14 protein-coding genes and 1 tRNA gene are annotated in these 13783 nt (G+C 70.2%); 9 read left to right on the top strand and 6 right to left on the bottom strand.

Annotated elements, in window-relative coordinates:
* Nucleotides 1-468: 468 nt before the first annotated feature.
* The gene (gene serS, locus ACZ5K7_RS17310) at nucleotides 469-1746 is read left to right on the top strand and encodes a serine--tRNA ligase (protein WP_351695741.1); all 1278 of its coding nucleotides are present in this window, start codon (nucleotides 469-471) and stop codon (nucleotides 1744-1746) included.
* Complete coding sequence (locus ACZ5K7_RS17305) at nucleotides 1743-2540, top strand: HAD family hydrolase (protein ID WP_468914331.1); 798 nt, start codon at nucleotides 1743-1745, stop codon at nucleotides 2538-2540. The genes serS and ACZ5K7_RS17305 overlap by 4 nt, the downstream gene beginning before the upstream one ends.
* A 43-nt stretch (nucleotides 2541-2583) precedes the next feature.
* On the opposite strand, the gene ACZ5K7_RS17300 is transcribed toward ACZ5K7_RS17305, so the two are convergent.
* From ACZ5K7_RS17300 to ACZ5K7_RS17275, 6 genes are all read right to left on the bottom strand, one after another.
* Nucleotides 2584-2689: transfer RNA gene (locus ACZ5K7_RS17300), tRNA-OTHER, on the bottom strand.
* 213 nt (nucleotides 2690-2902) lie between these two features.
* Nucleotides 2903-3118 (bottom strand): SGM_3592 family protein, encoded by a 216-nt coding sequence (locus ACZ5K7_RS17295; RefSeq protein ID WP_351695745.1) that lies wholly within the window; start codon nucleotides 3116-3118, stop codon nucleotides 2903-2905.
* A gap of 79 nt (nucleotides 3119-3197) precedes the next feature.
* Entirely contained in the window at nucleotides 3198-3917 is a 720-nt protein-coding gene (locus ACZ5K7_RS17290) for an ABC transporter permease (RefSeq protein WP_351695747.1), read from the bottom strand.
* Between the two features lie 10 nt (nucleotides 3918-3927).
* Nucleotides 3928-4839 (bottom strand): ABC transporter ATP-binding protein, encoded by a 912-nt coding sequence (locus tag ACZ5K7_RS17285; RefSeq protein WP_351695749.1) that lies wholly within the window; start codon nucleotides 4837-4839, stop codon nucleotides 3928-3930.
* Entirely contained in the window at nucleotides 4836-5744 is a 909-nt protein-coding gene (locus ACZ5K7_RS17280; RefSeq protein WP_351695751.1) for an ABC transporter permease, read from the bottom strand. Before ACZ5K7_RS17280 ends, ACZ5K7_RS17285 begins: the two co-directional genes overlap by 4 nt.
* The gene (locus tag ACZ5K7_RS17275; protein ID WP_468914510.1) at nucleotides 5734-6699 is read right to left on the bottom strand and encodes an ABC transporter ATP-binding protein; all 966 of its coding nucleotides are present in this window, start codon (nucleotides 6697-6699) and stop codon (nucleotides 5734-5736) included. The genes ACZ5K7_RS17280 and ACZ5K7_RS17275 overlap by 11 nt, the downstream gene beginning before the upstream one ends.
* A gap of 225 nt (nucleotides 6700-6924) precedes the next feature.
* On the opposite strand from ACZ5K7_RS17275, the gene ACZ5K7_RS17270 reads away from it, so the two are divergent.
* The 7 genes from ACZ5K7_RS17270 (at nucleotide 6925) to ACZ5K7_RS17240 (ending at nucleotide 13656) form a co-directional block, all read left to right on the top strand.
* Nucleotides 6925-7776 carry a M24 family metallopeptidase gene (locus ACZ5K7_RS17270; RefSeq protein WP_468914328.1) on the top strand — a complete coding sequence of 284 codons (852 nt, stop codon included), beginning with the start codon at nucleotides 6925-6927 and terminating at the stop codon, nucleotides 7774-7776.
* Nucleotides 7773-9533, top strand: coding sequence for an SDR family oxidoreductase (locus ACZ5K7_RS17265; protein ID WP_468914325.1), 1761 nt, complete (start codon nucleotides 7773-7775; stop codon nucleotides 9531-9533). Before ACZ5K7_RS17270 ends, ACZ5K7_RS17265 begins: the two co-directional genes overlap by 4 nt.
* Complete coding sequence (locus ACZ5K7_RS17260; RefSeq protein ID WP_468914320.1) at nucleotides 9530-10480, top strand: MerR family transcriptional regulator; 951 nt, start codon at nucleotides 9530-9532, stop codon at nucleotides 10478-10480. Before ACZ5K7_RS17265 ends, ACZ5K7_RS17260 begins: the two co-directional genes overlap by 4 nt.
* Before the next feature lie 175 nt (nucleotides 10481-10655).
* The gene (locus ACZ5K7_RS17255; protein ID WP_468914508.1) at nucleotides 10656-11225 is read left to right on the top strand and encodes an RNA 2'-phosphotransferase; all 570 of its coding nucleotides are present in this window, start codon (nucleotides 10656-10658) and stop codon (nucleotides 11223-11225) included.
* A gap of 18 nt (nucleotides 11226-11243) precedes the next feature.
* Nucleotides 11244-11708 carry a hypothetical protein gene (locus ACZ5K7_RS17250; RefSeq protein ID WP_351695759.1) on the top strand — a complete coding sequence of 155 codons (465 nt, stop codon included), beginning with the start codon at nucleotides 11244-11246 and terminating at the stop codon, nucleotides 11706-11708.
* A 42-nt stretch (nucleotides 11709-11750) separates the two neighbouring features.
* Nucleotides 11751-12653 (top strand): LLM class flavin-dependent oxidoreductase, encoded by a 903-nt coding sequence (locus ACZ5K7_RS17245; protein ID WP_468914318.1) that lies wholly within the window; start codon nucleotides 11751-11753, stop codon nucleotides 12651-12653.
* Between the two features lie 115 nt (nucleotides 12654-12768).
* Entirely contained in the window at nucleotides 12769-13656 is an 888-nt protein-coding gene (locus ACZ5K7_RS17240) for a Cof-type HAD-IIB family hydrolase (RefSeq protein ID WP_468914316.1), read from the top strand.
* The last annotated feature ends 127 nt before the right edge of the window (nucleotides 13657-13783 follow it).

The raw sequence follows: 13783 nt of genomic DNA, 5'->3' as shown, positions 1-13783 counted from the left end.
GGGGACAAGTCGACAGCACCACCTGACTCTGTCGACAAATCGGCCTACGGTCCACAGGCAGGCCGGTGATCACTCACGTCACCCTTCGTCCACTCGTTTCCCATGGTTCATCTTTTGGAGCGACTCCTTTCCACTCGAAAGTGGGTGTTGTCCAGGTTTGGGCGGGGAATTCCTCTCTTCGGGTACCGACTTCGAAGTGATCAATTCCGAAGTCCACACTCCATCCACACACCCTGTGGATAACTTTCGGGAGGGCGTGGATTCCTGTGGACAACCGGGCTCCCAAGTCCCGCTCCCCGCAAGGGAATCCAGTCAACCGCAGGCCGCGCGCATGCCCCGTCTCGGGGAGTGAGACACTTTTTATTGACACGCTCGGCAATTCCCTCATAACGGAACGTAAGCCGCGATTCGGAACACGGGTCAATAGTGATTCGTGGGGGGCAACCCCACACCGGTAGCCTTGGCTCCGTGATTGACCTACGCCTGCTCCGTGAGGACCCCGACCGTGTGCGCGCGTCCCAGCGCGCCCGTGGAGAGGATGTCGCGCTCGTCGACGCCCTCCTCTCTGCCGACGAGCGGCGCAGGTCCTCCGGCGTCCGCTTCGACGAGCTGCGCAACGAGCAGAAGTCGCTCGGCAAGCTCATCCCCAAGGCCGCCGGTGACGAGAAGGCCGAGCTGCTGAAGAAGGCCGGCCAGCTCGCCGCCGACGTGAAGGCCGCCGACGCCGAGCGGGACGCCGCCGCCGCCGAGACCCACGAGCTGCTGCTCAGGCTCGGCAACCTCGTCCACCCCGACGTGCCCGTGGGAGGCGAAGAGGACTTCGTCACCCTGGAGACGCACGGCACGATCCGCGACTTCGGAGCCGAGGGCTTCGAGCCCAAGGACCACCTGGAGCTGGGCCAGCTGCTCGGCGCGATCGACGTCGAGCGCGGCGCCAAGGTCTCCGGCTCCCGCTTCTACTTCCTGACCGGTGTCGGTGCCCTCCTGGAGCTGGCGCTGGTCAACGCGGCGATCGCGCAGGCCACCGAGGCCGGCTTCACGCCGATGCTGACCCCGGCGCTGGTCCGGCCGCAGTCGATGGCGGGCACCGGCTTCCTCGGTCAGGCGGCCCAGGACGTCTACCACCTCGACAAGGACGACCTCTACCTGGTCGGCACGTCCGAGGTGCCCCTCGCCGCGTACCACATGGACGAGATCATCGACGCCGAGCGCCTCCCGCTGCGCTACGCCGGTTTCTCGCCCTGCTTCCGCCGCGAGGCCGGTTCGCACGGCAAGGACACCAAGGGCATCTTCCGCGTCCACCAGTTCGACAAGGTCGAGATGTTCTCCTACGTCGCCCCCGAGGACTCGGAGGCGGAGCACCAGCGCCTGCTGGCCTGGGAGAAGCAGTGGCTGGCCTCGTTGGAGCTGCCGTACCGCGTGATCGACGTCGCCACCGGTGACCTCGGTTCCTCCGCCGCGCGCAAGTTCGACTGCGAGGCGTGGATCCCGACGCAGGGCAAGTACCGCGAGCTGACGTCGACGTCGGACTGCACCGAGTTCCAGTCCCGCCGGCTGTCGATCCGGGTCCGCGACGGCAAGCAGGTCAAGCCGCTGGCCACGCTGAACGGCACGCTGTGCGCCGTACCGCGCACGATCGTGGCGATCCTGGAGAACCACCAGCTGGCCGACGGTTCGGTCCGGGTCCCCGAGGTGCTGCGCCCGTACCTGGGCGGCCGAGAGGTCCTGGAGCCGGTGTCCCGGTGAGCTTCCCGTACGGGCTGATCGCCACCGACCTCGACGGAACACTGCTCGGTCCCGACGAATCGATCTCGCAGCGCACCCGTGACGCGCTCGCCGCGGCCACCGCGGCGGGCGCCGCGCACATCGTCGTCACCGGCCGCGCCGTCCCCTGGACCCGGCCCATCCTCGACGACCTCGGCTACCACGGCCTCGCCGTGTGCGGTCAGGGGGCGCAGGTGTACGACGCCGGGTCGCACCGCCTGCTGACGTCCGTGACGCTGGACCGCCAGCTGGCCGGGGTCGCCCTGGCGAAGATCGAGGCGGAGGTGGGCCCGCTGTACCTCGCGGCGAGCCGCGACGGCCTCGACGGCGAGGTGCTGGTGGGGCCGGGGTACGCGGTGACGGGCAAGCTCCCGTCGACGCCGTTCACGGACGCGGCGGATCTCTGGACGGCGCCGCTGAACAAGATCTACATCCAGCACCCCGGGCTCTCCGACGACGAGCTGGCCGAGGTGGCACGTCATACGGCCGGCGGCTTCGTCACGGTCGCCATGGCGGGCGAGGGAATCGTGGAGCTTCTGCCGCTGGGGCTGTCGAAGGCGACGGGCCTGTCGCTGGCCGCGCGCCGGTTGGGCCTGAAGTCCGCCGACACGATCGCCTTCGGCGACATGCCCAACGACATCCCGATGTTCGCCTGGGCGGCCCGGGGTGTGGCCATGGCCAACGCGCACGACGAGCTGAAGGCCGTGGCGGACGAGGTGACGTCTTCCAACGAGGAGGACGGGATCGCGGTGGTGCTGGAGCGTCTGCTGGGCTGAGGCGCCTTCACGGTGTCACGGCTGAGGCGCCTGCAAGGCGTTGCGGAGGATGCACGAATCGAACGTGCGCGGGCTTTCCGGGCCCGACCAGGGCTTGCTCTTGATGGAACACAGCGCAAGCCAGTGCCTTACCACTCGGCCAATCCTCCGGGTGGGCGGCCCACGCGAGAGCGACCATCGCGTGCTCGAAGCGGCCGCCCCGGGCAGCTACATGGCGATCCGCCGCGGGCTGCCCTGACGGGAGCGGGACGTACTGTCGTGCATGGACATCGTCCGGCTCCTCTCCCGGTTCGGGGGCTGACACGACAACTGTGCCTGTGGACCGAGTGGGAAGCCACCGAATTAAAGGCGATCAAAGGCGCCTACCGACGCCACCACCTGCGCCGCGCCTTGCTGAAGAACCAGCCGGCGGGCGGCTCGTCCGACCGCCACGGCTGAGGCTCCGGCGACTCCGCCCGCCACTTCGCCGCCAGCATCCGCGCCCGCGCGGACGGCTCCGAAGTCCCCGCGGACCGTATGAAGTTCTCGTCCAGGACAACCCCGTCGTCCCAGTCCCCGTCTCCGAAACCCTCAGCCATCCCGCGCCTCCTACGCAGTACACCCGCTTTGTCCAGTGTGCCTGGACAGAGGTGAAGCCCCCGTCAATAAGCCGGGCGTCTACTCCTCGCCCGCCAGCGTCAGCGAGCGCAGCTTCTGGCCGGCGTACCAGGTCGCCAGGACCGTCACCGCGATCAGCAGCACCGTGGCGGTCGCCAGGGAGACGTCCGACGTGACCAGTTCGCCGCCCGTCACCTTGTGGGCGACCGCCAGGGACCACTGCTGGACGCTGAGCGTGCGCGCGCCCGGGACGAGGGAGCCGAACAGGGCCTCCCAGACCAGGGCGTAGACGAGCCCGAAGACCACCGCGTGCCGGGACACCGTGCCCAGCAGCAGGAAGAGCGCCGCGTAGGCGATCGACGCGACCAGTGCGGCCACCGTGTAGGCGACGGCGATCTGCTGGCCGTTGCCGTTGAGGATGAAGCCCGCGATCAGCGTCGGCAGGGCCGAGAAGACCATCGTCACGGCGATCGCCACGATCAGCTTGGTGAGGATGATCGTGGGCCGTTTGATCGGCTTGGACAGCAGGTACACCACCGAGCCGTCGTCGATCTCCGGGCCGATCGCACCCGTGCCGGCGATGACGCCGATGATCGGCACCATGGTCGCGAGCGCGAGGCCGCCGAGCAGGTCGGAGGCGGTCTGGTCGTCGGCACCGGCAAGGCCCCTGACGACGACCGAGATCGCGATGAGCAGCAGGGGCAGCGCCCCCAGGATGAGGGCCCGGCGACGGCCGAGCAGGGCTCGATAAGTGAGCCGGGCGACTGTGGGGTCGTACATCTTCGGCCTCCTACGCCGCGACCAGATACGAGAACACGGATTCGAGGGACTCGTCGGACGGCGAGACCGTGAGCAGCCGGATGCCGTGGTCGCGGGCGACCCTCGGCAGCAGGGCGGTGAAGCGGCCGAAGTCGACGGCCTGGATCCGCAACGCGCCCTCGGTGAGGTCGACTTCGATGCCCGAGGTCGACGGGTCGGCGATCAGCGCGGCCGCGAGGGCGCGGTCGTCGCTGGAGCGGACCAGGTAGCGGTGCGGGCGGTCGGTCATCAGACGGCGGATCTTGCGGAAGTCGCCGCTGGCCGCGTGCCGGCCGGCGACCACGACCTCGATGTGCCAGGCGAGTTGTTCGACCTCTTCGAGGATGTGCGAGGAGAAGAGCACGGTGCGGCCCTCGTCGCCCATCTTCCGCAGCAGGTCCATCAGCTGCATCCGCTGGCGCGGGTCCATGCCGTTGAAGGGCTCGTCGAGCAGGAGCAGCGAGGGGTCGTGGACCAGGGCGGACGCCATCTTCACGCGCTGGCGCATGCCTTTGGAGTACGTCGAGATCTTGCGGTCCTGCGCGTACTCCATCTCGACCGTGGCCAGCGCCTTCTGGGCGGCCTTGGCGCCGAGGCCGTGCAACTCGGCGTTGGCGACGACGAATTCGCGGCCGGTGAGGAAGTCGTACATCGCCTCGCGCTCGGGGACGATGCCGATGTGCTTGTAGATGGCCTCGTTGCGCCAGGTCGGCTGCCCGTCGAGGGTGACCGTGCCGGTGGAGGGGGCGAGGAAGCCGCCCATCATGTTGATGAGGGTGGACTTGCCGGCGCCGTTGGGGCCGAGCAGGCCGGTGACGCCGGGGCCGATGGTCATGGTGATGTCGTTGACGGCGACCACGTTGCCGAACCAGCGGGAGACGTGGTCGATGGAGAGCGTGGTCACAGTCCCACCTTCTTGTAGCGGCGCAGCAGCAGGCCGTAGCAGGCGGCGATGAGGCCGACGATGACGAGCAGGTACACCGCGCCCTGGGCGTGGGAGGGCCCGTCGCCGCCCGGGAAGGTGTTGGTGCCGCCGAGCAGGGCGGTGCTCAGGCCGCCGACCAGGGTGACCGGCGAGAACAGGCCGATCCACGCGATGGCGCCGGTGCTGCCCTGGGAGTCGGCGATGGCCTGGAGGGTGGAGACCGCGCCGTAGGAGATGGTCAGTACGGCGATCACGGCGGCGATGCCGAAGCCGCGGCGCGGCGTGACCGAGGCGATGACCAGGCCGATGCCGGCGAACAGCAGGGACAGCAGGGCCACCGAGACCAGTCCCTGGCCGAACCCCTTGCTCTGGTGGGCGAAGTCCATCTTGGACAGCAGGGCGCCCACGTACAGCACGACCAGCGGGGCGCCGGTGAGGATGAACAGCGCCGAGGCCAGGGCCGCGAACTTGGCCTGGACGTAGTCGGCGGTCTCGATGGGCCGCGAGAAGTACAGCGGGATGGTCTTGAAGCGCAGGTCGCGGGAGACGGCCTGGGGTGCCTGCGAGGCGACGTACAGGCTGATCACGGCCTGCATGATGATCGCGTACCGCGTGTAGGACACCGGGAGGTCGTGCGCCTTGGTGGCGACGGCGACGGCCACCATGATGGCCGCCGGCACGCACATCACCGCGAACAGCAGCATCGGCAGCACCTTGGACTTCACCGAGCGGCCGAGGCCGTAGGAGCCGCGCAGGGTCTGCGAGTAGAGGGACAGGCGGGCGTACGCGCGGCCCAGGCGGGGGCCGTCGTAGCCGCGGTAGCCGATGTCGTGGATTCGGGACTGGTCACCCGCGGGGGTGGCCAGGGGCTGCTCAACCGCCATGGACGGCCGCCTCCTTCCGCTGCTCGTCGCTGCTGGTGAAGACCTCGGAGATGTGGTGCCTGCGCTGCTCCATGCGCACCAGGCCGAGGCCGAGGTCGGCGACGACGTCCCGCACCAGGTCGTACGTCTCCTCGCCCTGGGCGGTGAGCAGCAGGATGTGGCCGGCGCCGGGGAGGCCGCCGCCCTCAGCGTTCGTCTCCACCCCGCGCGCGTGCAGCGCGTCGCGCACCGCGCGGGTGCCGTCGGGGTGCGCGTCGCTGTCGGTGACCTCGATCGCGAGGGTGGTCGTGGACTGGGTGAAGTCCGTGGTGGAGCTGGAGCGCAGCAGCTTGCCGCCGTCGACGACGACCACGTGGTCGCAGGTCCGCTCCAGTTCGCCGAGCAGGTGCGAGGTGACCAGGACCGAGATGCCGAAGTCGGTGTGGATCCGGCGGATCAGGCCGAGCATCTCGTCGCGGCCGACCGGGTCGAGGCCGTTGGTCGGCTCGTCCAGGAAGACCAGCTGCGGGTCGTGCACCAGCGCCTGGGCGAGTTTCACGCGCTGCTTCATGCCGGTCGAGTAGCCGCCGATGGGGCGGTACCGCTCCTCGTAGAGCCCGACATGGCGCAGGGTGTCGGCGGTGCGCTCACGCGCGGCGGCGGGCGGCAGGCCGGACATGCGGGCCATGTGCACGACGAACTCGGTGGCCGAGACGTCGGGCGGCAGGCAGTCGTGCTCCGGCATATAACCCACCCGCTCGCGGATGGCGGCACCCTTGGTCGCCACGTCGAGGCCGAGCACCTCGGCTCGGCCCTCGCTCGCGGGAGACAGACCCAGCAGGATCTTGATCAGGGTGGACTTGCCGGCGCCGTTGGCTCCGACGAGTCCGGTCACACCGGGTCCGATGTCCACGGACAGCCGGTCGAGCGCGGTCACCCGGGGGAACCGCTTGCTCAGGCTTTCGGTCGCGATCACAGTCACGCCATCGAAGGTAGTGATGTGGACCACGGAGGTCGTCAGACCCTGGAGCCGTCTTCGCATCACTCTCGAGTATTACGGGACCCTAGGGGATCCCCTGCTTAAGGGCTACGCAGCGTTATCCACAGGCCTTGCACCACCTATTGACGTCGCCTCTAACAACTGTCACATTCACCAGTGTCAAGTTACGGACGCGTACCGCAGTCGATGGGGACGGGGCGGATGACGACGACAACGCACGGCGTACTCTCCGAACGCGCCACGGAGCTCCAGGGTTTCCGGCGGGTGCAGCGACTCGCGTACGAATGCGCGGAGGCTGTCGCGGCCCGGCTGGAGCCCGGCGTCACCGAACGCGAGGCGGCCCGGATGCAGCGCGAGTGGCTCCGCGCCCGTGGCGTACGGGACTGGTTCCACCTCCCCTTCGCCTGGTTCGGCGACCGCACCGCGTTCACGGACTTCCGCATACCGCTGCAGTTCTTCCCGACCGACCGCCGGCTGGCCCCCGGGATGCCGTTCATCCTGGACCTGGCCCCGGTGTACGACGGCTACACGGCCGATGTCGGCTACTCGGGCTCCCTCGGGATCAACCCCGTACAGGACCGGCTCATGGCCGACCTGGAGGCACACCGGGAGCTGATCCTGCGCGAGGTGCGCGAGCGGCGCCCGCTGCGTGAGATCTACGAGGACGTGGACCGCCTCATGGTCCGCCAGGGCTACGCCAACCGGCACCGCGCGTACCCGTTCGGCGTGATCGCGCACAAGGTGGACCGGGTGCGACAGCGCCGCTGGGCACCTCACCTCTTCGGGTTCGGCACCCAGTCCTTGAAGGGTCTCGCCGCCGACGCCCTGCACGGCCACCGCGAGGGCTGGTCGCCCCTGTGGTCGCCGTACCGGTTCTCCGACCATCCGCCCCGGCCGGGCCTGTGGGCGGTCGAACCACACCTCGGCTTCCGGGGCACCGGAGCCAAGTTCGAGGAGATCCTCGTGGTCACCGACTCCCGGGACCCCGAGCAGAGCGCCTTCTGGCTGGACGACGATCTGCCGCACGTGCGGCGCTGGGCGGAGGACAAGTGACGGCACTGAAGGGCGCACGCGAGCGCCGGGTACACACCGGCGGCATCGAACTGTGCGTGGCGGAACTGGGCGACCCGGCACAGCCGACGGTCGTCCTCGTCCACGGCTACCCGGACAGCAAGGAGGTCTGGTCCGAGGTCGCGCCCCGCCTCGCCGAGCGGTTCCACGTGGTGCTGTACGACGTCCGGGGCCACGGCCGCTCGACCGCACCGCAACCACTGCGCGGCGGCTTCACGCTGGCCAAGCTGACCGACGACTTCCTGGCGGTGATCGACGCGGTCAGCCCGGACCGCCCGGTGCACCTCGTCGGCCACGACTGGGGCTCGGTGCAGTCCTGGGAGTTCGTCACCGTCGGGCGCACGGAGGGCCGTATCGCCTCCTTCACCTCGATGTCCGGGCCGTCCCTCGACCACTTCGGACACTGGATCAACGCGCGCGTGAAGCGCCCCACGCCCCGCCGGGTGGGCCAGCTCCTCGGCCAGGGCGCCAAGTCCTGGTACGTGTACCTGCTGCACACCCCCGTCGTCCCCGAACTGGCCTGGCGCGGCCCGCTCGGCAAGGCCTGGCCGGGCATCCTCCGACGAGCCGAGAAGCTCCCCGCCGGGGACTACCCGACCGGCTCCCTCCGCTCCGACGCGGCGCACGGTGCCTGGCTGTACCGCGACAACGTACGGCCCCGGCTGCGCCGCCCGCGCGAGGACGCGTACGCACACGCGCCCGTGCAGCTCATCACGCCCCTGGGCGACGCCTTCCTGTCCGCGCGGCTGTACGACGACCTGGAGCGCTGGGCACCCCAACTGACCCGCCGCACCCTGCCCGACAAGCACTGGGTGCCGCGCACCCGGCCGGACCAGGTGGCGTCCTGGATCGAGGAATTCGTGATCTCCGTCGAGGACGGCCGGGGCACCGAGCCGAAACGGGCGGACCGCCATGCCCAGCGGTTCGGCGGCCAGTTGGTGCTGGTCACCGGCGCGGGCAGCGGCATCGGCCGGGCCACGGCGTTCGCGTTCGCGGAGGCGGGCGCGCGCGTGGTGGTCGTGGACCGGGACGCGGAGGCCGCCGCCCGCACCGCCGAGCTGTCCCGGCTGATCGGAGCGGCGGACGCCTGGGCCGAGACGGCCGACGTCTCCGACGAGCAGGCCATGGAGAAGCTCGCCGAACGGGTCCACCGCGAGCACGGGGTCCTGGACGTCCTGGTCAACAACGCCGGCATCGGCCTCTCCGGCTCGTTCCTCACGACGACCACGGAGGACTGGCGCAGGGTCCTGGACGTCAACCTCTGGGGCGTGATCCACGGCTGCCGTCTGTTCGGCGCGCGGATGGCGGACCGCGGCCAGGGCGGCCACATCGTGAACGTCGCCTCGGCGGCGGCCTTCCAGCCGTCACGGGTGCTGCCGGCCTACAGCACCTCCAAGGCGGCGGTCCTGATGCTGTCCGAGTGCCTGCGCGCCGAACTCGCCGCTCAGCGCATCGGCGTGACCGCGATCTGCCCCGGCATCGTCAACACCAACATCACGTCGACCGCCCGCTTCACAGGGGTCGACGAGGAGGAGCAACGACGGCGGCAGAAGCGCTCGGCCCGCTTGTACGGCATGCGCAACTACCCGCCGGAGAAGGTGGCTTCAGCGATTCTGGAGGCGGTGGAGCACAACAGGGCGGTGGTACCGGTGACACCGGAGGCGCGGGGGGCGCGGATGCTGTCGCGGGTGGCGCCGGGGGTGCTGCGGAGGATCGCGAGGATGGAACCGAGACTGTGACGTCCGACTCCCCACCGCACCAGGCGTACCGCATCGAAGACCTGGCCCACCACTCCCGGACCAGCGTCCGCACCATCCGCGCCTACCAGGACAAAGGCCTGCTGCCCCGCCCGGAGCGCCAGGGCCGCGCCAACCTATACTCCGACGCCCATCTCACCCGCCTCCACCAGATAGCCGACCTCCTCGCCCGCGGCTACACCCTCGCCTCCATCAAGGACCTCCTCGACGCCTGGGACACCGGCCGCGGCCTGGCCGGCGTCCTCGGCCTCGTCACCGAGGCCGAGGGCCCCTGGACAGACGAGGAACCGGCCCGTCTCTCCCGCGCCGACCTGGAAGCCCGCTTCGGCGGCACCCCCGACGACACGGCCGTGGCCAAGGCCGTGGCACTCGGCGTCCTGGAGCCGGTGCCGGGCGACCCCGACTCCTTCCTGGTCCCGAGTCCCCAAGAGCTGGCCGTGGCAGCCGAGTTGCATGCGGCCGGAGTTCCGCTCACCGCGATCTCGGACCATCTGCGGGAGTTGAGGACCCAGGTCGAGCACATCGCCGCCCGCTTCCTCGAGTTCACCACCGAGCACGTCTTCGCCCGCTACCTCGACGACCCGCACCACCGCACCGACGCGAAAGCTGCCGAAGCGGCCTCCCTGGTCCGGCGCCTGCGCCCGCTCGCCCAGCAGACGGTGGACGCCGAACTGGCCCGGGCCATGCGCCTGTTCGCCACCCGCGAGGTGCGCCGGCGACTCGGTACCGGGGAGCAGCCGAAGTCCCGGGGGAAGACACGTACCGTGTCTCTCCCCGCCGACACGATTCAGGCCGTACGACGTCTCGTTGGCCCGGACCACATCGCCGAGTTCATCACCCTGGCCGCCGAACGGGAGGCGCGCGCACGCCACTTGGACGCGCTGACCGCACATCACAGCCCTGTTAACGATCTTGACGAAACACCCTGAACCGCCCAGCGGTTGTCCACAGCGCAGCCAATTAGCCTGTGGATAACCGGACTTGGTTGTGGATCAAACCTGCGGCAAAAAATAACTGCGTGATCCGCGTCTCTCCCGGCACGCTGATGGCGTGAACGACAAGAAGAGTCATAGACCGCCCCGCAATAAGAACGACAAGCCGAACATCGGACAGAACGACAGGACGTGGGACGATCGGCGCACCGTGAAGGTGTCGAAGTACCTCTCGAAGCACCTGCGCCACCAGCCGGAACGTATCGGCCTCACGCTCGACGAGGCCGGCTGGGTGGAGATCGACACGCTGCTCGCGGCGGCCGCGGCGCACGGCTTCCCGGTCACCCGCGAGGAACTCGACCACGTCGTCGCCGCCAACGACAAGCAGCGCTTCGCGATCGAAGGCACCCGGATCCGCGCCAGCCAGGGCCACAGCGTCGACGTCGAACTCGGACTGCCCCCGGCGACCCCGCCGCCGTACCTCTACCACGGGACCGTGGCCCGGTACCTGGACGCGATCCGGTCCGCGGGTCTGCGCCCGATGAGCAGGCACGACGTGCATCTGTCTGCCGACCGCGAGACCGCGACCCGGGTAGGTGCCCGGCGCGGGCGCCCGGTCGTGCTGTCGGTGGACGCGGGCGCGATGCACCGGGCCGGCCATGTCTTCCACGTCAGCGCGAACGGGGTGTGGCTGACGAAGGCCGTACCGCCGGAATACCTGCGCTTCCCCGACCCGCACTGACCCCGCATGATGGCTGGTATGGACCAGAGTGACCGCAGGGACCACCTCCCCACGACCGAGGCGGCCGTGACCGCTCTTCGCGCGATCGCCGCCGAGTGCGGCCGCGAGATCGAGGTGACGCACGACATCGGCGCGGACCAGACCTCCCGGCGCAGCGCGGCGGGCTTCGGGGTCACCGCGGACCCGGACGGCTCGCTGCCGCACGAGGCATACGCCGAGTTCGGCGGGGTGCCCCGGGTGAGCGTACGGCTCTACCCGGACGACGACGCGCTGATCACGGTGGAGGGCGTCGAGTTCCACGACCTCCCGCGCGACGACGTGCCGGCCTTTCTCCGCGCCGTCTTCGGCGGGCTGGCCCATGTCCGCGCCCGCCGTTTCCCGCCGACGGCCTCGCTGGTCGTACCGCTGCCCGGGGACCGTACGTACAAGGAGCACCTGGCCGTGGGCTTCCTCACGCCGTGGCTGAGCGGCCGCATACGGTGACCGTTTCGTCCGCTGTCGGTGGGGCCCCTTAGTCTCGGACGCATGAGTCTGCGCCTGAGCACCGTGATCCTGCCGTACCGCCGCTGGAGCGAGGGCGGCCGCGCCGCCTGGACGCGGGCCGAGGAGCTGGGCTTCCACACCGCGTACACCTACGACCACCTGTCCTGGCGCAGTTTCCGGGACGGCCCGTGGTTCGGTGCGATTCCGACGCTGACCGCCGCCGCGTCCGTCACCGACCGGCTGCGTCTGGGCACGCTGGTCACCTCGCCGAACTTCCGGCATCCGGTGACGCTCGCCAAGGAGCTGATCTCCCTCGACGACATCTCGGGCGGCCGGGTGACGCTGGGTATCGGCGCCGGCGGCACCGGCTTCGACGCCACCGCGCTGGGCCAGGAGCCGTGGACCGCACGCGAGCGCGCCGACCGGTTCGCCGAGTTCGTGCCGCTGCTCGACCGGCTGCTCACCGAGGACTCCGTGACGTCCGAGGGCGAGTTCTACTCGGCCCACGAAGCGCGCGACATCCCGGGCTGTGTGCAGCGCCCCCGGCTGCCCTTCGCGGTCGCGGCCACCGGCCCACGCGGGCTGAAGCTGGCCGCGCGGTACGGACAGGCGTGGGTGACCACCGGCGACCCGAAGCTGTACGAGAACGGCACGCCCGAGCAGTCCGTCGAGGCGCTGCGCGGTCAGACGGTGAAGCTCGGCGAGGCCTGCGCGGCGGTCGGCCGGGACGCGTCGGAGCTGGAGAAGGTTCTGCTCACCGGGTTCACCCCGGACCGTGCCCGGCCGCTGGAGTCCCTGGACGCCTTCGTGGACTTCGCGGGCCGTCACCAGGAGCTGGGCTTCACCGAGTTGGTGGTCCACTGGCCCATCCCCGACTCGGACTTCGCGGCCGAGGAGAAGGTCTTCGAGCAGATCGCCATGGAGGCCGCGGCTCAACTGGCCTGAGGCCGACGGACGGGGGCCGAGGAGGGTGGGCCGAGCGGGCGGACAGGGCCCCAGGGATGCTTCGGGAGTCGTCTGTGTCTCATCTGTGCGGAGCACCGCACTGGCGTGCGAGCATATGCGCGAGAATGGCCCGGTGACCTCAGCGACCCGACAGCCCGAGACCTCCGCCTTCGCGACTCCCCCCCGGCTGATCGCCACCGATCTCGACGGCACCCTGCTGCGCGACGACAAGTCGGTCTCCCCGAGGACGGTCGCCGCGCTGGCCGCAGCCGAGGAGGCGGGCATCGAGGTCTTCTTCGTCACCGGCCGCCCGGCCCGCTGGATGGACGTCGTCAGCGACCACGTCCACGGCCACGGCCTGGCGATCTGCGGCAACGGCGCCGCCGTGGTCGACCTGCACGGCGGCCCCGGCGCCCACCGCTTCGTGAAGGTGCGTGAACTGGCCAGGGAGAACGCGCTGGACGCGGTACGGCTGCTGCGCGACGCCGCGCCCGGCACGGTGTACGCGGTCGAGCAGACGTACGGCTTCCACCAGGAGTCGGCCTATCCCAAGCTGCACCTGGAGACACCGGACCATCTGCTGCCCGCCGAGGAGATCCTCGCGGCCGACGGCCCGAGCGCCGGCGAGCCCGTGATCAAGATCCTCGCCTACCATCCCGACCTCGACCCCGACGCGTTTCTCACCCTCGCCCGCCTCGCCGTGGGCGAGCGCGCCAACGTCACCCGGTCCAGTCCCAGCGCCCTGCTGGAGATCAGCGGTCCGGGGGTCTCCAAGGCGAGCACGCTGGCCCTGGAGTGCGCCGAGCGCGGCATCTCGCACGAGGAGGTCGTGGCCTTCGGCGACATGCCCAACGACGTCGAGATGCTGACCTGGGCCGGGCAGTCGTACGCGATGGGCAACGCCCACCCCGACGTGATCGCCGCCGCCTCCGGCCGCACGGTCGCCAACAACGAGGACGGTGTGGCGGTCGTGATCGAGCGGCTGCTGGCCGCGCGCAGCTGAAACCGCCGGATTCGGTACGGCACAGGCTGCCGGCTCCGGTTTCCGGGCGGCGCCTGCGAGATCACCGTCGTCCCGCCCCCGTCGGGGATGCCTGCCCCGTCGTCGGCGACCGTCAGCCGGACGCCCT

It is taken from the genome of Streptomyces sp. NPDC031497, from assembly GCF_055580905.1.
The sequence above is the reverse complement of the archived record's forward strand: the minus strand, read 5'-3'. Positions and strand labels throughout refer to the sequence as shown.